19 protein-coding genes and 2 pseudogenes are annotated in these 22,677 nt (G+C 50.3%); 6 read left to right on the forward strand and 15 right to left on the reverse strand.

Annotated elements, in window-relative coordinates:
• Positions 1-96 precede the first annotated feature (96 nt).
• A complete protein-coding gene (locus ACI48J_RS23620) occupies positions 97-2,550 on the forward strand; it encodes an O-antigen ligase family protein (RefSeq protein ID WP_405080481.1) in 2,454 nt (817 codons plus the stop codon).
• Positions 2,551-2,770: 220 nt separating this feature from the next.
• Positions 2,771-4,471: an S-layer homology domain-containing protein gene (locus ACI48J_RS23625; RefSeq protein ID WP_405080482.1), complete on the forward strand. Its 1,701-nt coding sequence runs from the start codon at positions 2,771-2,773 to the stop codon at positions 4,469-4,471.
• Positions 4,472-4,524: 53 nt separating this feature from the next.
• Here ACI48J_RS23625 and ACI48J_RS23630 read toward each other — a convergent pair whose 3' ends face one another.
• The 4 genes and pseudogenes from ACI48J_RS23630 to ACI48J_RS23645 form a co-directional block, all read right to left on the reverse strand.
• Positions 4,525-5,169 (reverse strand): DUF4352 domain-containing protein, encoded by a 645-nt coding sequence (locus tag ACI48J_RS23630; RefSeq protein WP_405080483.1) that lies wholly within the window; start codon positions 5,167-5,169, stop codon positions 4,525-4,527.
• Positions 5,170-5,335: 166 nt separating this feature from the next.
• Positions 5,336-5,467, reverse strand: a complete 132-nt coding sequence (locus ACI48J_RS23635; protein WP_405080484.1) for a hypothetical protein — start codon at positions 5,465-5,467, stop codon at positions 5,336-5,338.
• 170 nt (positions 5,468-5,637) lie between these two features.
• A pseudogene (locus ACI48J_RS23640) lies at positions 5,638-5,957 on the reverse strand (MFS transporter); the annotation flags it as partial.
• 14 nt (positions 5,958-5,971) lie between these two features.
• Positions 5,972-6,713, reverse strand: a pseudogene (locus ACI48J_RS23645) (glucose 1-dehydrogenase).
• A 149-nt stretch (positions 6,714-6,862) separates the two neighbouring features.
• Between ACI48J_RS23645 and ACI48J_RS23650 the strand changes: the two are divergent.
• A complete protein-coding gene (locus ACI48J_RS23650; protein ID WP_405080485.1) occupies positions 6,863-7,081 on the forward strand; it encodes a MarR family winged helix-turn-helix transcriptional regulator in 219 nt (72 codons plus the stop codon).
• A gap of 151 nt (positions 7,082-7,232) precedes the next feature.
• On the opposite strand, the gene ACI48J_RS23655 is transcribed toward ACI48J_RS23650, so the two are convergent.
• The gene (locus tag ACI48J_RS23655) at positions 7,233-7,511 is read right to left on the reverse strand and encodes a hypothetical protein (protein WP_405080487.1); all 279 of its coding nucleotides are present in this window, start codon (positions 7,509-7,511) and stop codon (positions 7,233-7,235) included.
• Between the two features lie 214 nt (positions 7,512-7,725).
• Between ACI48J_RS23655 and ACI48J_RS23660 the strand changes: the two genes are divergently transcribed.
• Together ACI48J_RS23660 and ACI48J_RS23665 are read left to right on the forward strand one after the other, a co-directional pair.
• Positions 7,726-9,066 (forward strand): S-layer homology domain-containing protein, encoded by a 1,341-nt coding sequence (locus ACI48J_RS23660; RefSeq protein WP_405080488.1) that lies wholly within the window; start codon positions 7,726-7,728, stop codon positions 9,064-9,066.
• Positions 9,067-9,282: 216 nt separating this feature from the next.
• Positions 9,283-9,744, forward strand: coding sequence for a hypothetical protein (locus tag ACI48J_RS23665; RefSeq protein ID WP_405080490.1), 462 nt, complete (start codon positions 9,283-9,285; stop codon positions 9,742-9,744).
• A 287-nt stretch (positions 9,745-10,031) separates the two neighbouring features.
• Here the strand turns inward: ACI48J_RS23665 and groL are convergent, their stop codons facing one another.
• The 8 genes from groL to ACI48J_RS23705 form a co-directional block, all read right to left on the reverse strand.
• Complete coding sequence (gene groL / locus ACI48J_RS23670) at positions 10,032-11,660, reverse strand: chaperonin GroEL (protein WP_103997446.1); 1,629 nt, start codon at positions 11,658-11,660, stop codon at positions 10,032-10,034.
• Between the two features lie 137 nt (positions 11,661-11,797).
• On the reverse strand, positions 11,798-12,079 hold the full coding sequence (groES, locus tag ACI48J_RS23675; RefSeq protein WP_009675186.1) for a co-chaperone GroES: 282 nt from the start codon (positions 12,077-12,079) through the stop codon (positions 11,798-11,800).
• Between the two features lie 406 nt (positions 12,080-12,485).
• Positions 12,486-13,241 (reverse strand): twin-arginine translocase subunit TatC, encoded by a 756-nt coding sequence (gene tatC / locus ACI48J_RS23680; protein ID WP_326051171.1) that lies wholly within the window; start codon positions 13,239-13,241, stop codon positions 12,486-12,488.
• A 43-nt stretch (positions 13,242-13,284) separates the two neighbouring features.
• The gene (locus ACI48J_RS23685) at positions 13,285-13,590 is read right to left on the reverse strand and encodes a twin-arginine translocase TatA/TatE family subunit (protein WP_009675193.1); all 306 of its coding nucleotides are present in this window, start codon (positions 13,588-13,590) and stop codon (positions 13,285-13,287) included.
• Positions 13,591-13,620: 30 nt separating this feature from the next.
• Positions 13,621-14,709: a molybdopterin-binding protein gene (locus tag ACI48J_RS23690; protein ID WP_405083277.1), complete on the reverse strand. Its 1,089-nt coding sequence runs from the start codon at positions 14,707-14,709 to the stop codon at positions 13,621-13,623.
• Positions 14,699-15,199, reverse strand: coding sequence for a molybdopterin adenylyltransferase (gene mog / locus ACI48J_RS23695; RefSeq protein WP_405080492.1), 501 nt, complete (start codon positions 15,197-15,199; stop codon positions 14,699-14,701). Before mog ends, ACI48J_RS23690 begins: the two co-directional genes overlap by 11 nt.
• Positions 15,200-15,235: 36 nt before the next feature.
• On the reverse strand, positions 15,236-15,730 hold the full coding sequence (gene moaC / locus ACI48J_RS23700) for a cyclic pyranopterin monophosphate synthase MoaC (protein WP_405080494.1): 495 nt from the start codon (positions 15,728-15,730) through the stop codon (positions 15,236-15,238).
• Positions 15,714-16,538, reverse strand: coding sequence for a 5-formyltetrahydrofolate cyclo-ligase (locus ACI48J_RS23705; RefSeq protein ID WP_405080495.1), 825 nt, complete (start codon positions 16,536-16,538; stop codon positions 15,714-15,716). Before ACI48J_RS23705 ends, moaC begins: the two co-directional genes overlap by 17 nt.
• Before the next feature lie 330 nt (positions 16,539-16,868).
• Between ACI48J_RS23705 and ACI48J_RS23710 the strand changes: the two genes are divergently transcribed.
• A complete protein-coding gene (locus ACI48J_RS23710) occupies positions 16,869-18,824 on the forward strand; it encodes an ABC-F family ATP-binding cassette domain-containing protein (RefSeq protein ID WP_405080497.1) in 1,956 nt (651 codons plus the stop codon).
• Between the two features lie 189 nt (positions 18,825-19,013).
• Here ACI48J_RS23710 and ACI48J_RS23715 read toward each other — a convergent pair whose 3' ends face one another.
• Positions 19,014-20,765, reverse strand: coding sequence for a methyl-accepting chemotaxis protein (locus ACI48J_RS23715; RefSeq protein ID WP_405080499.1), 1,752 nt, complete (start codon positions 20,763-20,765; stop codon positions 19,014-19,016).
• A gap of 46 nt (positions 20,766-20,811) precedes the next feature.
• On the reverse strand, positions 20,812-22,563 hold the full coding sequence (locus tag ACI48J_RS23720; RefSeq protein ID WP_405080500.1) for an alpha-glycosidase: 1,752 nt from the start codon (positions 22,561-22,563) through the stop codon (positions 20,812-20,814).
• Positions 22,564-22,677 lie beyond the last annotated feature (114 nt).

Genomic DNA, 22,677 nt, shown 5'->3' on the forward strand with positions numbered 1-22,677 from the left:
TCTCGTCCTCTAACTGTACCCCATCCAATCATAAATTGGAATATTTTCTCCGCTATGATAAAATATTGTCGAGATTTATCGGAGAGGGAGACTGTGATGTACGCGTATAAAAAGCCAAAGCTAGACGAAAGAGAACAGGCTGACAAGAGTTCCATCATCTTCTGGCTGTTGATCGGATTCGTAACCCTGTTTTTATTTTGGGCCCCTTTTCAGAAGGCCTTGTTTAACGGAAATTCGCTGAATTTCGAAAGACCTATTTATTCCGCCGTGATATGGGCTTCCATTTTTCTGTTCCTGACGGGAATCTACTTCTTCTACTTCTGGAAGCTGCGGGAACGCAAAGATCTTTTGAGTTTGTTAATCTTTTTAATTCCGCTCAGTTACCTGATTTCCTTGCTTCCGGCCGCTTCCAAATATTCGGCGGTAAACCTATTGCTTATTCAGATCGTGCTCGTAACGTTGTTCCTGATCGGGGCCTATCTGACTAAATCGGCATTGGGCAACAAAATTATTCATATCGGGCTCCTGACCAGCGGTTATGTCATTGTAATCTTCGGCCTCATGAACTGGCTTGGAAACGGCAAGCTGGCGGGCGCGATCGTGGGATGGTTCTCTACTATTGACGCTACCGGCATTTACAAAGACGCTGTCATGTCCGATTCCAACGGGCTGCGTTTAACATCCGTATTCCAGTACGCCAATACTTACGCGGGCTTCTTGGTCGCACTGTGGGGCACAGGATTGTTCCTGGTATCGAAGAACCGCGGTTGGTCCAAGGTTCTAGTACACGCACTGTTCCTCGTACCGGTCCTAGTGTCCTTTATGCTGACACTATCACGCGGCGCGATTGTCTTTCTGCCCATTATTTTCTTTCTTATTCTAATCTTTCAAAAGCCATCTAGGCAAATCTTGCTGCTTATCCATGCGGTATTGTCAACTCTAGCCTCCTTTGCCGTTTTAAGCAAGATTACAGCGATCGGTATCGATGTGAACAAGGAATTTTCAGCATCCCTTTCGGGAAAGGGATGGATGCTGCTTATCGGAGCCAGCGTGATTTACGGTATCCTTGCCTTGTTTGTTCAGCGATTCCTTGCTTCAGCTTTGGAAAGCAAGCTGGAGAACTTCTCGGCCAGAAAGTGGGCACCTTTTGCTATTCCGGCGGGCTCCATCATTCTGGGCCTTTTGGGCTTCTTAGTGATAATGGCCACTTCACTTAAAAACCTGCTTCCCGAAAATGTGCGGATCCGGCTGGAGACGATCAATTTCGGCCAGCACAGCGTGCTTGAGAGGATCACTTTTTACAAAGACGCTTCCAAGCTTTTTGCGGATTACCCGCTATTCGGTGCAGGCGGCGGCGCTTGGTCGAGCTTGTACGAGCAATACCAGAACAACCCTTACACAAGCCGCCAAGCGCATAACTTCTTCATGCAGTATCTGGTTGAAGTCGGGGTTGTCGGCATCCTGATCCTGGCTGTACTGCTTATTGCCATTTTTGCGATTTACATTCGTAACTATATCCGCAGCACAGAACAGGAACGCGACAAACATTTCGTTTATTTCATCTTTGTCATTGCTATCCTGGGACACAGCGTGCTCGACTTTGATATGAGCTATGTGTACATTGGCGCGCTTGTGTTCCTTTGCCTGGGGGCCATGATTGCAGACGCCAAAACAAAAGAATTTACCAAACAAGCTTCAACGGTAAGGTACGTGTATCCTTCGGCTATACTTGTTCTTTCAATCGTCACCCTCTTTGTTTCCGCACGCTACCTGAGTGCAAATAGTTCTTATAATAAAGCGCTGGAAGTGGCGAAAACTTCTCAAGATTATACACAGATCGTTGCACCCTTAAATAATGCTTTGGAGTTAAGACCAACCCATCCGGAATTTGCTTTATTGAAGGTTGATCTTCTCTCTCAGATTTATGAGCAGACCAAGGATGAACAATTTTATAAAGAAGAGCTCTCCTTAATTGAACAAGTACGCCAAAAGGAGCCTTACAATAAGTATTTGCTGGATAGACAAATCAACGCTTATGAAATCAAGAATCAGCGTGACAAAGCTTATGAGTTGATCCAGCTAGGACTGAAGCAGTATTCTTGGGATATCGATTTTTATGAAAAGAGCATTCAATACAGTGCCTCAGCCGGTTTTAAAAGCTATGCTGCCAAGGATAAGGCCGGTTCGGAAGATCATTGGGCTCAATCTCTTCAGGTCTATCACCAAGTTGAAGCAAAAATACAAGAGCTAGCCAAGCTGCCTGAAGGCCAACTGCAGGGAAGGGAATTCAATTTGTCGAATTCCATGAGGCTGAATATCGGCCAGATCGAATTAACTCAAGGCAAGTATAAAGAAGCTGAAGAGACATTAAAACCATTTGCTGCCTCTGAATTAAAGGACGGTACGGAACAAACCGGAATCCGCTATTATCTGGCTTCTCTAAAAATGCAGAATAAGCAAGATCCAGCTGCTTTTGATAAAGCCAAAGCGCTTAATACTTCGATCAACGAAGAAATTGATCAAATCATCTCTACTTCTAAGCCTCTTTAAGATATACCACAAAAAAGCCGCATTTTAATGTGGCTTTTTTATTTTTTCTAGTTCATTTTGCTTAGATCCGTTGCTTTTATCAGTGTCATGAACTTCATACTTATAGATTCTGGTACTTTAAGAGCATTTTTTGTTTCAGATAACTAGTAGATGGATAATTATTCTTGTTAATTACTTTCATAATATTATCCAATCTCTAAAGAATGGAGGTGAACAAAGATTGTTGCCAAACTTGACCCGTAAAAAAAAGAAAACTCTGAAAGAATGGAGCGTTGTCCAGATGAATCAAAGGTTCACTAAAACCGCACAGGTGCTGTGCTTATCTTTAATGCTTTCTGCTTTTTCCCCGGTACTTGCTTCTGCCGCTTCAACGTTTTCCCAAACTACTTACAACAATGGTACAGTTCAAGGCTCTGTATATCTAGACAACAAGACTGGAGATCATACGGAAGTTAGAATCTATGCCCCTAATGGTGACCTGATTAAGGTAGTTAGCGCTACATACGCAAACTATTATGACGAGTCATCCAAACAATATAAATATGATTTCTCTGCCGTAATGCCCGCGACCTATCAATATGTAGATGTCCAATCGGTAGTGGATTCCGTTTATACACGAACTAACAATGCCAACTATGACAGCAACAATAACGATGATACCAACACTGGTACGACACCTGGCGGAAGCACAGGCGGAACGGGTGGAGGTAATGGAAACGATAACGGCGGAGTAACCACTCCTAGTGACGGAAGCACAGCCGTGAATTCCATTAAAGCCGGCGCTGAAGGCTCTCTTGATGCGCAGGCGCTGAAAGATGCTCTTGCTAAAGGCGACACACTGGAGATTGTTCTAAGCGGAGACATGGTGAATATCCCGGCATGGGTGCTCAAGGAGAACAGTGACAATAAGCAACTTACAGTCAGAAACGGCAATGCCGTTTACTATGTACCGCTTGCTACGATTAACTATGACTCCCTTGCATCCTCTCTAAGCGTTGGAGCAAGTGACCTTTACATCCGTGTTACCGTGAAATTCGTTTCCGAAAGTATGCGCAGCACAATGCAAACTGAAGCGGCCGCAATGGGCGGCAAAATCATCGGTACACCGGCTGATTTTAATCTTGAAGCAGCTACTTCCGCCGGTAAAACAAGCATGATCAACACCGGCAATGTGTACGTGCCTCGCAGCCTGAACTTTGACACTGTTCTTAACCAGGCGAAAACAACGGCTTTCCTGTATAACGAAACGACTAAGACCATGACGTTCGTTCCCGCTTTCTACACGTTTAGCGACGGCAAAACTGACGTGATGGTGAAGCGTCAAGGCAACAGCATTTACGGTGTACTTGAGCTTAACAAGACCTTCTCGGATATCAAGGGACACTGGGCAGAATCCAACATTACGATGCTCGCCAATAAGCTCGTTGTCGACGGTGTAACTAACACAACCTTCCAGCCGGATCGCAGTGTAACCCGCGCTGAATTCGCAGCTATGCTCGTCCGTTCTCTGGGCATTCAGAACACCGGCGGAACATCTACGTTTAAAGACGTCGCTTCCAACCAGTGGTATGCGGATGTAGTAGCAACGGCAGCCAAACTGAAGCTGGTAGACGGCTATGAAGACGGAACGTTCCGTCCGAACAACCAGATTACCCGTGAAGAGCTTTCGGCCATGGTCGTTCGTGCTCTTAACTACGCGGGTGTAAATACCAGCATGGAGATCAGCAAGGGACAGGGTATGCTCACCAAGTTCAACGACTCCAACAAGATCGTCTGGGCTAAAGATGAGATTGCCGCAGCACTCAGCCTCGGTATCATCGATGGCATGACTTCGACTACTATCGAGCCTCTTCAGCAGGCTACACGCGCACAAAGCGCAACGATGCTGAAGCGTTTCCTGACGGCGGCTAAATTTATTTAAACAACCCAAAAAGACAGTTCCTGAAAAGGAACTGTCTTTTACTTTTTCTACGACTACTCCACTTTCAACTTGATCTTCTTGCCGGTAAACCCGCCGCTTGCTTCCAGAACAAAACCTTTGGCGTCCGCAGGTACGTCAAACACTACGTAACCGGTAGCGGATAGACCCGGATTCAACTTTTTCAAAAAAAATGAGTCTTTTTTATCTTTAATGGAAGATTCCAGAGCGATCTGTGCTTCCGTGGAGTAAGAAAATTCACGTTTTTGATCATCCATCAGTTTAAAACTGTTGCCATCGATCGTAATCGCGTCTTTTTGATTATTTGTAAGGGTAACTTTCACAATTTTAAAAGCACCTTGCGCTTTAGCTTTACTGAATTGGTTATCTCCAACTTCGGCTTTCGATTCGAAACCGTCTACTACGATTTTGACGTCAGACGAAACGCCCTCTTTGGACAATTCCTGCTGAACCGGTGCAGCATCCTTTTTAACATCTGTGCCCGCTTTCGTAGAGGCTTCCGTAGCCGGCTTATCCTTACCCATGTTTGCAATAATAGCTATCACGATAATAAAACCAACTACACCGAGAATAGCCTTTTTAAAAAAACCGGCCTTCAATTTTGCACCGCATCCCGGACAAACCTTCGCCGACTTTGCGACTTCTTTCGAACATGTCTTGCAAGTAACCATCTTTGCCATTTCTTTGCTCCCCTTTTGTACAGTTAAAATTTACCTCCTTCATTATATCACTTACATAATATTACACAATTCTTTTTTTTACGACTTAAGGGCACATAACAGGTCCTCAAAAATCATTTTTAATAGGTCTATAGTCACAAAAAAAGACCACCTCTATTCCGGCAGTCTAATTCATATTCTCTTCCCGCTGGGGCACCTTCCACTTGGTCTTGTCAATCTTCTTCTGCAAAAAGAAATGGCCTACGGCTAGCAGCAGATTGCTGATCAAGGGAATTATTCCTTTGATGATTTCCGTCATCCCTAGGCGCCTCCTCGACTTTCTTACTCCTTTTATTGTACCAGAAAAACCCATATAGGATGTAACCAAGCTGCAGCGTCACTTTATCTTTTTTACTCCCTACGCGAAATCTTCCGTTATCGTTTCACTTTGGGCGACAGAGAACCGCAAACTCAACAAAAAAGGCAGATTTCTATCAGCAGCCCAGATAAGGATGGGGCGATGGCAGGCGCGAACATGATGACGAGGCCGACGGAGCCCATCGCCGCGATCAAAGTGCCGGTTATCGAACTCACAAGCGAGATGATGAACAACTGCCTGGAGGTGAACCACTGCAGCAACAATCCGGTCATCGGCATAAGCATGCCGAGCGTCAGAAGGTAGCCTGTCGCTAGCCATTGCGCGGAGAGGCCGATATGTGGAAGACCTCCATCAGATGGCTGATGGCGATATTCAGCGCCGTCTCACTGAACATGCCGACGAAGCCGCAGACGAGCAAGGACGTCATCATAAGGTTTCGATGGTTTAATTCATTCCGCCGTTAACATGGATGGTCTGACCGGTTATCCAATCGGCTTTATCGCTCACTAGGTATTCAATGGCATTGGCGATATCCACAGGAGTACCCATGCGGGCCAAGGGAGTTCATGCCCTTCATGAACTCAATTTCTTCTTCTGACTTGCTGACGAAGAATTGCTCGGTTTGTATCGGGCCAGGTGCTACTGCATTGACGGTAATTTGTTTGGAACCGAATTCCTTGGCGAACTGACGAGTAAGGTGTTCAACCGCACCCTTGGTGCTCGCATAGACACTCATATCAGGGAAGGTTAGTTTCGTCCCTGCTGCAGAGATATTCACAATTCTCCCGTTGCTCTCCATATGCTTCCATGCTTGCTGACAAGCAAAGAAGACCCCTTTGACGTTAACCGAGAATTGATGTTCGAACTCCCTCTCAGTCACCTCGGACAGAGGGTTGTTCGTGATCACCGCCGCATTGTTGATCAGAATATCCACTTGGCCGAACTCAGCCATCGTCTTGGCGAACATCTCCTCAGTCTCATTTATTCTGCTGAGATCGGCGCGAACCGCCAACGCTTTTCTTCCATTGCTCAAGATCGTATCCACCAAAGCTAACGCATCCTCTGCGCTATTCGAATAATTGATGACCACCTTGGCCCCCAATTCCGATAACCGCTCGGCAATGCCGCGTCCAATTCCTCTAGAAGATCCGGTGATCAACGCTACTTTTCCATTCAACGAATTCATGTCTAATTCCCCGATGAGAGCATTAAAGAACTGGGCTTGAATTCTCAGCAGGGAAAATTAATAGCCTTCATCCATAAACATCAGGATCAAGGCCTTATTCAGAAAGACCTCTCCGAACGTTCCATGTGCGCGGAGCAAGCATCACAAGCATGCTTCAGGGACTTGAGAAGAAGGGATATATCGAACGGAAGATCCCCGCTCACAACGAAAGGCAGAAGAACATCTACGTTCTGCCCAAGGGACTTGCCTTGATCAAAGACTTCGAACTATCCTTCCAACGGGTAGAAGAGAAGATTGTTCAGAATCTCAGCGAAGACGATCAGCAAGTTCTTCAACAACTTTTGACGAAGATCAATCAAAATCTGTAGTCAATATTGAGATTATCCCCAGACAAATGCAACTTGAATATAAATTTCGCTGGGAGATGACGCGCCCGAAAGCAATAGCCTGTTTTTTTCATTATATGCATGTGATTTCCGTGTCCGCCCAACTCCCTTCGATTCCATCTAACGCAGCATTTCATAACAAGTGCTTCGTTGTGGTCGGGAAAGAGCGGGTTTCGGCGGTTGGCGTTTCATCGGGTAAACCGATCATGACACAAACCACAATGTTTTTTTGATGCACGTCCATACCTGCACAATGGGTAACAATCGCTTCCCAAATCAATCCACCTCTCAAATGGTTGTACCAAAGATAGGTGGATTTGCTTAAAGAGAACCATTTTTCCGTGCATGATCTTTGCTGTCCTCTCGGACAGGAGTCAACATGGAGGGCTTTCGACCCGTAGCGTACTTCCATCGTACAGAGGCGCTCCTTTTTTTACAAAGCTGAAATTGATCCATCTACAGGAATCTAACGCAGAACGCTAGTTAAACAGTGAAGGGCTGCCGCGTGGCAGCCATTCACCCCGCTAACGGGCAGGTTAGTTGAGTCGGAATTCCTAACTAAACTCGATTCATTAACTTGTCGATACATTCGTAGATACCTAAATTTACCGGATGGGGTGGCAGAATTGAAGGCAAAAATTATTATCACTTTTTTATTTATTTTTTCACTAGCATCCATGCCAAATGTAGGAGCAGCGAACACAGGAAACTTAAAAGACATTTCCGGGCATTGGGCTGAAGCGCAAATCAAATCAGCAGTCGTTAAAGGTTATGTAAATGGTTATCAAGATGGAACTTTCAAGCCTGAAGCTCCTGTGAGTGGAGAAGAGTTTTTGGCTATGATGGTGCGAGCGTTAAAAATCCCCACCGAATCCCAGCTCTCGGAGGAATCTTGGTTTTCCCCAATTTACAAATCGGCAGGTACAAGCGGTATTTATCAGGGGGATTATCAGAAAGGATGGGATCAACCACTCACCCGTGGTGACATGGCATTGACTTTAGAGAGGGCTACTCGACAAAGGAGTTTTAAGCAATTGGTTGAATCGTCCCCACAAAGTAGGATACAGGACATCGATTCGATGCACAAAAATATGGAATCCAAACAAATGGTGTATGAATCGGTAAGGCGAGGGCTGATGACGGGCACAAGCTCTACCGAATTATCACTTGATTCCGCCACAACTCGTGCTCAGGCTGTAGTAGTTATTGAACGAGTCATTTCTTATAATGCGGGGAAAAGTTTACCGATTGACCGACATACTTTGGAAGTCGCAGAAGTATTCTGGCATTCAACTAATCTGTTCACTGTTTGGTCGAATTTTCTCGGCATAGAAAATGCCAATAAATTTGATACGACAAAGTTACATATAGAGACCGATTTTTTCGTCGGTGACATTACCGGACTTTATATCATCGACGCTAATGACCCAGACTCACCATACTGGGATAAAATACAATATCCATTAAGTGAATTGTATAGAAATTCGTACAAAGAAGCTTATCCGGTAGAAGATATTAAAGATGCTTATTATATTGTTCACAGTATTTCTGAAAATGAAATAGAAAATTCTCAACATCGTGCACCTATAAATATCAACATACATGGGGTAGGAGAGGATCCTCTAACTTATTTCAATGCTGGGGACGTATCTGCCATGCGGGAAAGACTTGAGAAAGGGTCTTTTGAAGTAAAGGAAGTGCTCCTTTTAAGAAAACATACTGTACCCAAGGCTGGCGAAGCGCAGCATCACATAAACGGCAAATATTTTGATTCAAAGGCAGCTGTTCGCATCTACATAGTGCCCAAATACAACGTTCTTGTAGACAAAATAACGATCGATGTTTCTTCAACTATGATTGGCGATCGTAAAAATCAACGAGTCTTGAATATATGGCCTACTGGCATTCGTACTTTGAAACCAAATGCTAGTGATGTTGAGCTATACATGTTGGAGGAATTAAATTAAGGATTTGAATGACGTAACGCTTACTTACCCTTTCACACTCATTACCATTTAATACCATATTGTATGGGAGTATATCTAATAATGATAGTTGTTTTGTTACTTACAATGCCGAAAAATAAAAAGAAACTATTGGCCATTCTACTAGAAAATAGGCAATTTCGAAGCGAATTTGCTTGAAGCTTTGAAAGAGTGGATCAAGTTTAGGAGGTGATTTTTTTGTTAAGAAAAATCTGTATCATTCTCGTATTAGTTTTAAGCTCCTTGACTCTCGGGTGTTCACAAGAGGAATCAAAACCATTAGTTATACCAAGCGAATATCAACATGCTAAGGAGATGCTCGATCATTTATACAATGAGGGGCTCAACATTCAAGAAATTCATAACTCTAAGTACACTGCATTCTTTAATACAAATCCTAATAACTCGATGTACATTAAAACAGATATGGGAATATTCGAACTTGTACATCTTGAACGTAAGAACGGCAAGGAAATAGATATTGTAGTACAGGAAGCTACTGATAATGGGGAATATAAATATGTAGTTTCAGAAAGTGGTGTGGACCGACTATTAATCCTAGGCGCAGAAAACTATTTTAATAAATCGGACGAATACATTACTATTGCGAGAAATAAAGATTTAAATGAGAAAATTAAACAAGCTCTAAAAGCTCAATAAACCTAATTGTATATTCGGGAATCGTGTGCATTGGCTCAGTCCAAGCAAGTCTGTGCTCCCCTCTCCATGATTAAAGTTTGTTACGCTAACGAGAAACGATAGTGCAATCACCGCCCGTTCAAGAGGCGGTTTTCTTTTGCACAAAAATCAACACTTAACAATAACAGAGCCTAAATAATAGAAGACACCTTAGAGCGATTTCCATCACTCTAAGGTGTCTTCGTTTTACACAATGTGGGCAAACCTCCAAGGAGAAATCCTTGCCACTACAGGCTTTGCAGCCTATCTTACATCATGCCGCCCATTCCCCCCATGCCGCCCATGTCAGGCATAGCAGGTTTGTCTTTTTCAGGCTTGTCGGCGATAACCGCTTCGGTTGTCAGGAACATAGCCGCAACGGATGCCGCGTTTTGCAGGGCGGAACGCGTTACTTTCGCCGGATCGACGATACCGGCTTCGATCATGTTCACCCACTCGCCAGTAGCGGCGTTGTAGCCGATACCGGTCGTTTCTTTCTTCAGACGCTCAACGATTACGGAGCCTTCTTGGCCAGCGTTCGCGGCGATCGTGCGAACCGGCTCTTCCAGAGCGCGCAGAACGATGTTCACGCCTGTTTTCTCGTCGCCGTCGGAACCTACAGCGGCAACTGCATTGTACACGCTCACGAGGGCTGTACCGCCGCCTGCTACGATGCCTTCCTCAACCGCAGCGCGAGTAGCATTCAGTGCGTCTTCGATACGCAGTTTGCGCTCTTTCAGCTCGGTTTCGGTAGCGGCGCCGACTTTAATTACGGCTACGCCGCCGGCAAGTTTAGCCAGACGCTCTTGCAGTTTTTCTTTATCGAACTCGGAAGTGGTTTCTTCCAGCTGCGCTTTGATTTGGGAAACACGCGCATCGATGTCTTCTTTAGCGCCGGCGCCATCGACAACGATCGTGTTTTCTTTGGTTACACGGATTTGACGAGCCGTACCCAGTTGTTGCACCGTAGCGGATTTCAGCTCAAGGCCGAGTTCCTCGGTGATCACTTGGCCGCCTGTCAGGGCAGCGATATCCTGCAGCATAGCTTTGCGGCGGTCGCCGAAGCCAGGAGCTTTGACAGCCACGCAAGTGAACGTACCGCGCAGACGGTTAACGACCAGCGTAGCCAGCGCTTCGCCTTCTACGTCTTCAGCGATGATCAGGAGCTGCTTGCCTTGTTGAACCACTTTTTCAAGGACCGGAAGGATTTCTTGGATGTTCGTGATCTTCTTGTCGGTGATCAGAACGTAAGGGTTCTCCAGAACGGCTTCCATTTTGTCCGTGTCCGTAATCATGTACGGGGAGATGTATCCGCGGTCGAACTGCATGCCTTCAACCACTTCAAGCTCAGTCGCGAATCCTTTGGATTCTTCAACGGTGATAACGCCGTCTTTGCCGACTTTCTCCATCGCTTCGGCGATCAGTTCGCCAACTTCGTCGTCAGCAGCGGAGATGGCCGCTACTTGAGCGATGCTTTGCTTGCCTTCGATAGGCTTCGCAATGCTTGCAAGCTCTTCGACAGCCGCGCGAACGGCTTTGTCGATACCTTTGCGGATAACCATCGGGTTAGCGCCCGCGGTTACGTTTTTCAGACCTTCGCGAATCATCGCTTGAGCCAGAACCGTAGCCGTAGTCGTACCGTCACCGGCAACATCGTTAGTTTTGGTCGCGACTTCTTTTACAAGCTGTGCGCCCATGTTCTCGAAAGCGTCTTCGAGTTCGATTTCTTTCGCGATCGTCACACCGTCATTGGTGATGAGCGGGCTTCCGAATTTTTTCTCAAGTACTACGTTGCGGCCTTTAGGTCCAAGTGTTACTTTAACTGCGTTCGCCAGAGCGTCCACACCGCGAAGCATTGCACGGCGCGCGTCTTCACTAAACATAATGTCTTTTGCCATCGTTAAAACCCTCCCTGAAATGGTTGATTCTGCTTACAGGTTCATGTGCATCTATATCGATTCCGATAACCGGCCTTGGCCGAGGCTTCAGGCGGTAAGTATTCAAATGAGTGGCTTAAGTATGTGAATCCGCTAAATTAGGCTAAGATAGCGAGGATATCGCTCTCACGCATAATCAACAGCTCGCGGCCCTCGTATTTCACTTCAGTCCCTGCGTATTTGGAGAAAATAACGCGGTCGCCTTCTTTAACTTCCAGCTCAACGCGCTCGCCGTCTTTCAGCGTGCCGCTTCCAACTGCTACAACTTTGCCTTCCTGCGGCTTTTCTTTAGCTGTGTCCGGAAGCACGATGCCACTAGCAGTCGTCTCCTCTTTCGCAATGGCTTCAATGATAACGCGATCACCCAACGGTTTGATCATGGATAAATAGCCTCCTTCAGTTTAGTTTGTAGTCAATGGATTTTTAGATTTTAGCACTCAAACATCTCAAGTGCTAACAACACTTTTAATGATAATGATTTTGCCATCGTTTTGCAAGTGGGTTTTGTTAAATTTTATTGTTTTGCCGCAAAAAGCCGAATGGAAGCTGTTCCCAAGGAAACGCCTCCCCCATTGTTCCCCGACTGCCGGAATTTCATTCGTCTTGTAATCCGATTTTACCGGCCCGGGCGAAAAAACGGTTCCAACTTCGTATCCTATGCGCTGCCGGCTCTCTTAAGAAGAGGAATACGGCACTTTTCCGGCAGCATCGCGGTCATTCCAAGGAACGCTACCCCTTCCTCTTTGGCCCCGATCCGAAAAAAACGGGCCGTCTTCCGACAGCCCGTTACTTTTGTGCCCCGTATTCCGCTTCCCAGGCCGCGTCCTGGACAAGCTGTTTGCGATAAATAAAACCCGAAAGCAGGACGCTGAACTCATACAGCACAATCATCGGCAGCGCCACAAGAATAGCGGAGATTGCGTCCGGCGGCGTGATGACGGTCGAGAGGATGACCAGAACCATATAAGCGTAACGGCGCATTTTGGCCAGCCGCTTGGGGTTCAGAATGCGCAGTTTTGTCAGAAACATCACCACGATCGGAAGCTCGAACAGAACCGAAAGTGGCAAAATAATGTTAAACATGAACGAAAAATACTGAGCTGCCCCATAGAGCTCGGTAATTCCCATGGAGTGGCTGATCGCCGTCGTAAAGTAAAAAGCCATCGGAAACACGACAAAATATCCGAAAGCAAGACCAGCCAGGAACAGGACAACCGCTCCCGGAATGTAGAGAATCGACGCTTTCTGCTCGCTTTCCCGGAGCCCCGGACTTACAAACGCCCAGATATGGTAAAGGATCACCGGCAGTGTAATGAGCAGAGCCACGACAAAGCCGAAGTTCATGTATAAACGGAGCGCATCCCACGGTGAAAATACATGCCACGCGATTTTATCGGCCGGAGGCACGGATTTCAGAAAAAGGATGACGTTCTTGGCGAAAACAAGGCCGATGACGAGGCCGATGACCAGGACTCCCAGCACCCAGAAGATCCGCTTGCGCAGCTCCGCCAGATGCTCGACCAGAGGTTGTTCTTTATCCATGCAGCACCAACCTATCTACGTATAGCTTCACTGAACCGGAACCTTAGTCGGGAAGCCGGCGGGGGTTGTCCGAAACCGCCCGTTCACTGCTCGCCGCCGGTGCGGGAGCGGCTTGCGTTAAAGAGGCTGGCGCCGGAACTTCTTCGGGCGCTGCAGCGGCTGACTTGACCTCGGCCGCTTTCTTGTCCGCCTGGTCATGCTCGGACATCATATCGCGCGCGCCCTTCTTGAACTCGCTCAAGGTACGTCCGAAAGCTCTCCCGAGCTCGGGAAGCTTGTTCGGTCCGAACAACAGCAGACACACGACGGCAACCAGCAAAATTTCGGTAAAGCCTATATTTTGAAACATCCGGAATGTTTCCTCCTTCAAAATGTGTAATCAGCAGCCGAGCAGGCCGCCGTATCCCATCTCCGTAATATCTTCGCGGAAAATCTCTTCCCCGGCGCAGATACGCGGGAGAAGCACGTCGAAGGACGTGTACGGATCGTGCATCACGCAGCCCGGCAGTCCCATTACCGGGACGCTGCCGATGTAAGCCATCATCAGCATCGAGCCGGGCAGCATCGGCGTCCCGTAGCTGACGATGCGGGCACCCGCCCGGGATATGGCTCCGGGCGTGCGGTCGTCGGGATCGACCGACATGCCGCCGGTGACCAGGATGAGATCCGCACCGAGTCCGAGGAAATGCCGGATCTCGGTTACGATCGCATCCATGTCGTCCGGCGTGAACCGCTGGTCGATCACTTTCGAGCCAAGCGCTTCGACTTTGGCTCGCACGACAGGGCCGAATTTGTCCCCGATTCGGCCTTTGAACACTTCGCTGCCGGTGGTGATCAGACCCACCCGCAGGCTGCGGAACGGCTTCACGGCGACAAGCCCCGCCGCTGCCGCCGGAAGCGGCACCCTCGCCGCATCCGCCGGGCCGCCGCTCAGCGGCTCCAAACTCACGGCGTTCGAAGCCGGAGCGCTTCTCCGCTGCGCAGCAAGCCGTTCCACGCGGGCGACAGGCTCCTCCTCGATGACGAGCGGAATGACCCGGGTCCCCGCGAGAGGCTGCCCGGGCTTAACGACCGTATTCGTGCGGATGGTCGACATTACGATGCGGCCTATGCCGTTGACTTGATCGACGAACGCTTTGTCGATCTTGGCAAGCCCGTGAATCGCCGATTTCAGCGTCACCTTGCCTTCGTGCGGTTCCGTCCGTTCGGTATTCGCTCCCCGCACGGCGCTCGCCAGACGAAGAGCCGCCTCATCCTCGTGAAGGTAGCCTTCGGCAAGCTCAAGCACGTAAATATGCTCCTTGCCGATGCTTAGCAAAGCGGGAATATCTTCTTCCGAAATCTGGTGGCCTTTGCGGAACAAGCTCCCCTTGAACTCTCCCGGGATAATCCGGGTCAAGTCGTGAGCGAGGACCAGACCGACCGCATCCTCCACTTTTACTTCACGAAGCATCGGGTCAGCTTTCATCCGCATGCTCCTGCTCCCGGCCCGTTAGGATCGACAAGGCATGAGGGAGCACGTCAATAACGGCCATGAGACTTTCATGGACACCCTTGGGGCTTCCCGGCAGGTTAATGATCAGCGTAGAGCCCCGGATTCCGGTCACCGCTCGCGAAAGCATAGCCCGAGGAGACTTCTCGATCGATTTCATCCGCATGGCTTCGGCAAAACCGGGTGCCGAACGGTCGATGACGCTCAAGGTCGCCTCCGGGGTAACGTCCCGGGCCGCAAGACCCGTTCCGCCTGTCGTCAAGATGAGATCCGCCTGAAAGTAGTCGGTCATTTCTATAAGAGCCGCCATAATTTCGTCCATTTCATCCGGTACGACGCGGTATTCAATGATATCTCCTTGAATCTCTTCCTCTACCAGCTCGCGGATGACTTGGGCGCTCGTATCTTCCCGTTCTCCCCTCGATCCGCGGTCACTGGCAGTTAGAATCGCAACTTTCCAGCGCATTCCTCTCACCTCTTCCTCTACTGTAACAAAATTTGATTAAGAATGGGTATCAAATCTGTGAAAATCTCCATTTTTACCGCCGGTTTTGGTTACGAGCATCGTAGGCCCGATCACCATGTCCTTCTGGAGTGCTTTGCACATATCATACACGGTCAGGGCCGCGGCCGATACGGCCGTCAGCGCCTCCATTTCCACGCCGGTAGGCCCGGTTGTGCGAACTTCGGCTTCAATGCCGAGTTCCGTCCCGCTTTCGTATACGAAGCGGATGTCCACCCCGGACAGAGCGAGCGGGTGGCACATCGGAATCCAGTCGGCCGTTTTCTTCGCCGCCATGATGCCGGCCACCTGGGCGACAGCAAGCACATCGCCTTTGGCAAGCCGCCCTTCACGGATGCGCAGCAGCGTTTCCGGCAGCATCGTAACGCTCGTACGGGCAACGGCTGTCCGCTTGGTCTCCTTTTTATCGCTGATGTCGACCATTTTGGCGCGCCCTTGTTCATTAAAATGAGTCAGTTTATCCGTCTGCTCCATCCGATTCCTCTCCCCTCTTCCGGTCCGCTGCCGGATCCCGGGTATATGCGGCGCTCTCCGTAATCAGCACATCCAAACGGATATCGTGCGGTTCCACGGGAAGGCGCTCTACAAGCTGCACGTCAAAGGCTGCCGCCGCAAAGAGCGGAGCATCCCGTCCTTCCTCGCGAGCGGCCTGCAGCAGCTTTTCAAGAAAGCGGTCGTAATAGCCGCCCCCGTATCCGAGCCTTCCGCAAGCGGTATCAAAAGCAAGACCGGGTACGAGAACAGCGAAAGCGGCGAGGGGATCCTGCAAAGCGGGGCTCAGGGGGTCTGGCTCCATTATGCCGTGCATCCCTTTCTGCAGGTCTTTCCACTGCGTGATTTCGTGAAAAAGAAGCTCTCTCGATGCATGCAGCGAACGAGGCACAAAAACGCGGATGCCCGCTTCCCAGCAGGCTTCGATGGTCCTGTGAATCCCGCATTCCGTGCGGAAGGGGACATAAGCCAGAACGATCGGAATGTCCGGCAGACGGGTAGAGCCGCAGCTTCCGGCCGTATCCCGGCCCGCGGACAATTTTGTGCCGGAGTACTCGCGACTCGGACAATCTTCTTCCGAAAGAGCCGTTTCTTGCGGCTGCTTCAACGGCAAAGGCGCCGTACCGCCGAAGGTATCGGGTGAACGTTTCCGGCTGGCGATTACGCCTTTCAACCAGGCGGTCAGCCTTTCGTTAACGCGGAGCTCACGGCTTGCTCTCTCCGTAGGCGTCAATTCCGCCCGGAGCGTTTCGACGTGACGGCGGATTTTTTTTTTATCGGAACCGTTCATGTATTAAGCTGCAACTTCTTTCCGGCTGGGGCTGTTATTTTGGACTGACTGGCAGGATTTCGTAGATGGTTGTCTGCCTGCGGGGCAAAGGAGCTTATTTTAGATAGAAGGCATATGCAGACAGTCGTATACATTATTTTATCACATTGCCGGGAAGTTTGAAAAAAATGTGTTCAGTTTTCCTCGAGGCGTTTTTCCTGTACACTAAAAAGAGTCATTCTTATCCGCGGCAGAGCCTGCTTGCAAATCTCGCCAGGTTAATCCCCGGGACTTTGCAAAGCAGCCGTATTAATGAAGAAAATCGTGCAATCATGGAGGTAATAACGAAAGATGCTTCTCCAAGTAAACGGAATCGGCAAAAGCTACGGCACTTCGTCCGTGCTTTCTAACATATCCCTGCAAATCGAAGACCGCGAAAGAATCGGACTGGTCGGTGTGAACGGAGCCGGCAAGTCGACTCTGCTGCAAATTATTGCAGGCGACCTTTCTTATGATGAAGGCGACATTTTTAAAGCCAAAGAAACCCGGATCGGCTATCTCCGACAGAATGGCGGTCTGCAGACGGACAAAACGATCATCGAGGAAATGCGCACGGTCTTTACGGCGCTTTATGCCGTCGAGAGAGAGCTGCGCGAGCTGGAACGGCAGATGGCGGATCCGAAGCTGATCGATAACGCCAAGGCGTACGAGGACACGATGAACCGGTATTCCGCCAGATCCGAGTGGTTCCGTGAGCGGGGCGGTTACGAAATCGAAGCCAGAATACGCGGCATCCTGCACGGTATGGGGTTTGGGGAGTTCCCCCCCGATACGCTGATCCAGACGCTCAGCGGCGGGCAGAAAACCCGTCTCGCCCTGGCCAAAATGCTCCTGGAAGAGCCGGACCTGCTTCTTCTCGACGAGCCGACCAACCATCTGGACATCCGCACGCTGACGTGGCTGGAGTCCTACCTGCGCGGGTATCCCGGCGCTATTCTGGTCGTATCCCACGACCGCTATTTCCTCGACTCGCTCGTTACGGCGATCTACGAAATCGAGCGCACGTCGTCCAAGCGCTACACGGGCAACTATTCCCGCTTCGTCGAACTGAAGGAAGCGGACTATGAAATCCGCATGAAGCAGTTTGAGAAGCAGCAGGAAGAGATTGCCCGCATGGAGGACTTCGTGCAGAAAAATATCGTCCGCGCCACGACGACCAAGCGCGCGCAGAGCCGCCGCAAAGCGCTGGAGCGGATGGAACGGATCGATAAGCCTCTCGGCGATCTCAAGCGCGCCAGCTTCTCCTTCCAGATCGATCAGACCTCCGGCAAGGAGGTTTTGCAGGTGAAGGATCTGGCGCTGTCCGTGGGAGAAGGCAAACGCCTTCTCGATTCCGTCTCTTTCGAGCTGAGGCGCGGCGAAACGGCCGCCCTGATCGGCCCGAACGGTATCGGCAAGACGACCCTGCTGAAAACCCTGATCGGCAAGCTGTCCCCCGATACCGGCGCCATCCGCTGGGGAACCAACGTCAAGATCGGCTACTACGATCAGGAACAAACGACCCTGAACCCGCAGAAAACGATCCTGGAAGAGGTCTGGGACACGTTCCCTACTATAGAAGAAGCGCGCATCCGCTCCGTGCTCGGCAATTTTCTTTTCAGCGGCGAGGACGTGTTCAAAAAAATCGCGTCCCTAAGCGGCGGTGAGAAGGCGCGCGTAGCGCTCGCCAAGCTTATGCTGCTTAATGCGAATATGCTCATCCTCGATGAGCCGACCAACCATCTGGACTTGTACAGCAAGGAAGTGCTCGAATCGGCTCTGCTCGATTACGAAGGCACCTTGCTCTTCATTTCCCATGACCGTTATTTCCTGAACAAAATGGCGGAAAGCATGCTGGAACTGGAACGCCACGGCGTGACTCATTATCTCGGCAATTACGACGATTATCTCGAGAAAAAAGCGGAGCTCGCCGAAATGGAAGCCGAACGCGCCCGTGAACAGGCGGCCCGCGACAGCAAGGCCAAGGCCTCCTCGGCGTCTTCCACGGCGCAGCAGGCGGATAAACCTTCGTCTTACGAAGCGGACAAGCAGGCCAAGCGGGAAGAGCGCAACCGCCAGCGGCGGATCGAGCAGCTCGAGCAGGATATCGCCCGGCTGGAAGAGGAAGTGACCGCTCTGGAGGAGGAGCTGGCCGATCCGGCGGTCTACAACGATTATGTGCTTGTCCAGGAGAAGAACGCCCTCATCGAGCAGAAAAAAGGAAGCCTGCAAGCGTGTTACGAGGAGTGGGAGACTCTTGTGGGCTGAAATCAGCCCAGCCCGACAAAATAAACGCAAAAAAAGAGGCCTGACGGGCCTCTTTTTGTTATACCTGCGGTTATCCCGCTTCAAGCGATAATCAGGCTAACCGGAGCGGAATAATCAGCTTAGCCTGGTTAGTCCGACGGACCGGACGACAGGCCCTCTAGGGCCTCCTGTCGTTCGGAATTTCGCCGATTACAGCTTAAAGCGGCTGATGCTCTGCTTAAGCTCCCGGGACATATCGCTCAGCGCACCGGCCGAAGCGGAAATATCCTCCATGGAAGCGAGCTGCTCTTCCGAAGAAGCGGCGACGGTCTGGGAGCTTTCCACGGTCTGCTGGTTCATATGAGACAGCTCCGAGATGGACGCGGCTACTTCTTCCGTTCCGGCGGACATCTGCTGGGAGGACGAAGAAACCTCCAGTATCTGCTTCGCAAGCTCGTCCATATGATTCACGATGCGCTGGAAGGCTTCCCCGCTCTCGGAAACGAACTTGGTCATCTCCGTCACTTCTTCGGCCGTCTGGCTCATCGTGCCCACGGCCTGACCCGTACCGGCGCGGATCGTGACGACCAGCTCGGCGATTTTGTCCGAGGACTGCCTGGACTGCTCGGCAAGCTTGCGGATTTCATCGGATACGACCGAGAAGCCGCGTCCGTGTTCCCCTGCGCGTGCAGCCTCGATAGCCGCATTCAGCGCCAGCAGATTCGTCTGGTTCGCAATATCCGAGATCAGCGCCGTAATGCCGCCGATTTCCTCGGACAGCTGCGCAAGCTGGTTGATCGATTCCACGGAACGCTGCACCGTATCGTTCATCCGGCTCATCTGCTTCACATTGTGCTGAATCATCCCGTTGCCCCGGGCCGCCTCTTCGGAAGCGGATTCCGAGGATTGCGCCGCATAACCCGCGGATTCGGCAATCCGCTGGATACCCGTCGCCATCTCTTCCATGGCGTTCGAGCTTTCCTGCGTGCTCTGCAGCTGGCGTTCCGCTCCGGACGCTACCTGCTCGATTGCCGTCGCGATTTGATGCGTGGCCTGCGTCGTCTGTTTCGCGTTGGTATCCAGCACCTCCGCGGCATGACTCACCTGGTCGGAAGACTCCCGGATGCCCAGAATAAGGCTGTGGATGCTCGCCGTCATCGCGTTGAAATTCCGGGCCAGAGTTCCGAACTCGTCTTCGCTGCGGACCGGAATGGCCACGGCCAGATTTCCTTCCGCCACTTCCAGCGACAGGCGGGAAAGCTCCCCGATGGGCTTGAGAATTCTGCGGGAGAATATACCCAGAAGCCAGGCGAACAGCAGAGCAACGCCCACGTAAAAAGCCAAGCTCATCAGCAGCCTTTTGTTCAAATCCCAGGATAGCGTGCCGTAGTCAAAGTCGATGGCGACATAAGCCATTGTTTTGCCGGCCTCGTCCGTAACCGGGCTCAGAATGGTCACCCATTCCCCCGCCTGATCGGTATATACCGACGTTACGCCCTGGCCTCCGGTCTTTTTAACCGTTTCGAAAGCTTGGGTGTACTGATCGGAGAAGGTGTAGTCCGTCAATGGCTTGAGCCCCGCCTTATCCAGTGTCTCATTGGCCGCGACAACGGTCAGAGCCGTCTTGCCGTCCGCCGTCTTTTCCTCCGGATAGTATAGAGCGACGTTGGACATATCTCCGTCTTTTACATAATGCTCCATCATCGTGCGAATCGCTTCCAGCTCGGCTGCCGCGGCGTCCGGTTTCCCCGTGCTTTTCATCTGATCCATTGCTTTTGTAAGGAAAGGAAGCTGCTGCTCCCATCCCAATTCTACGACCCGCTCAATCGATTTGAGTCGGCTGTAGTAATCGCCTCTCTGCTGCAAATAAGTCAAGGTCATGATCAACGCGCAAAGAACCACCACCAGTGCTGCCATCATCGTGATCATTTTCGCCGTCACGCTTCGTTTTAAGTATTTCATAGTTCCCCCCAAATAATTAGATAGGAACTATATCGACAACATTCGACTATTTTTTTAACGATCTATATAAAATTCTGTAGCCCAGCTCCTCCAGCTCGATATGCATCACGCCGTCCACCGGTTTGACTTCTTCCTGCGACAGCGCATCGCGCCAATCTTCCGCCACCATAGGATGCTGCAGCGTAACCCGCTCCTCGGTATTGTTCATCCAGATCGTAAAATGCGTATGGGCGTCGATCCGCTCGTAAATGATGCAGGGATCGCCGTGGTCCGCTTTCAGAAACCGGAAACTCCCTTCACGCAGCGCCCGGTTTTCCTTGCGGAGATGGATCAGAAGCTTATAGAAATCCAGCAGCTCGCGGTCCTGCATATCGGGATGCCATTCCATGCACTGGCGGCAATCCGGGTCGCCTTCTCCTTGAAGCCCCACTTCGTCCCCGTAAAAAATACACGGCGTCCCCATGTACGTCATCAGGAAGACCACGCACAGCTTCAGTCTTCTTTTGTCGCCGCCTACTCTCGTCAATACACGCGGAGTGTCGTGGCTGCACAGCAGGTTGAAGACGACCTCGTTGGCCTGTTTCGGATACCGCATGAGCAGGAAACCCATGCTGCTCGCGAAGGAGTGGCCGTCCATGCCCGGCCCCGAGAAGAACTCCAGTACTTTGTCCGAGAACGGATAGTTCATGACGGAATCGAACTGGTCGCCCAGCAGCCACATCAAGGAGTCGTTCCATACCTCCCCGACAATGTAAGCTTCCGGATTGGCCGCCTTGACCACCTGCCTGAATTCACGCCAGAAGCGGTGGTCGATTTCATCGGCGACATCCAGCCGCCAGCCGTCGATTCCGATCTCCTCGATCCAGTACTTGGCTACGTCGAGCAGATACTTTCTCACTTCGGGGTTGGCTGTATTGAACTTCGGCATGCCTTCGAAAAAACCGAATGTATCGTAAGTGGGAATTCCGTTTTTTACGGCAATCGGATATTCGTTGATATGGAACCAGTCGGCAAAGGCGGACTCCTCCCCTTTCTCCTTCACATCCTGAAAAGCCGGAAACTCCAGTGCGCTGTGGTTGAAAACCGCATCCAGCATGACCCGGATTCCGCGCTCGTGGCAGGTCGCGACCACTTTCTTCAGCAGAGCGTTATCGCCGAAATGAGGGTCTACCTGCGTGTAGTCCAGCGTATCGTACTTGTGGTTCGAAGGAGACTTGAATACCGGGGTGAAATAGATCGCATTGATGCCCAGATCCACGAGATAGTCGAGATGATCGAGCACCCCCTGCAGGTCCCCGCCGAAAAAGTTCTCGCGCTCCGGCTTTCCGCCCCACGGCTGTACGCCTTCGGGATCGTTCCCCGGATCTCCGTTGGCAAAGCGCTCCGGGAAGATCTGATAAAAGATCGCATCCTTGGCCCAGGCCGGGGGACTGAAAAGGTCGATTTCATGAATATACGGGAATGCGTAATAGCCGCCGGGCGGATGAGGCTGTTCGGAATGAATACCCGTTTCCGTCATCCACAGCCGCTCGCTTCCTGCACTAAGCCTGAAGCAGTAGGACAGGCGTTTGTAGTCGGGCACGACTTCCGCCTCCCAGTAATCGAACAGCGAATCCGAAGCGGTATTAGTCATGGATATTTCCTGATAAAAAGTGTCCCAATCGTATTTATCGCTGGCGATCACCGTGATTTCTTCCACGTCATCCCTTTGTGTACGGACTCTCAAATGAATCGTTTGGTTATCATACGCATAAGCCCAGTTGCTTCTCGTTCCGTGATAAAAGGCTTCTTTATTCATTCAGGCTCACTCCCTGCGAATCGGTTTTTCCTTTTATATACACCTTTTTTTCCACGGCCGAACCACGTTTTTTATCCACATTTTCATCCACAGTCAAAATATAAAAAAGCGCCG

Source organism: Paenibacillus chitinolyticus (assembly GCF_045038035.1).
Lineage (GTDB): Bacteria > Bacillota > Bacilli > Paenibacillales > NBRC-103111 > Paenibacillus_F > Paenibacillus_F chitinolyticus_A.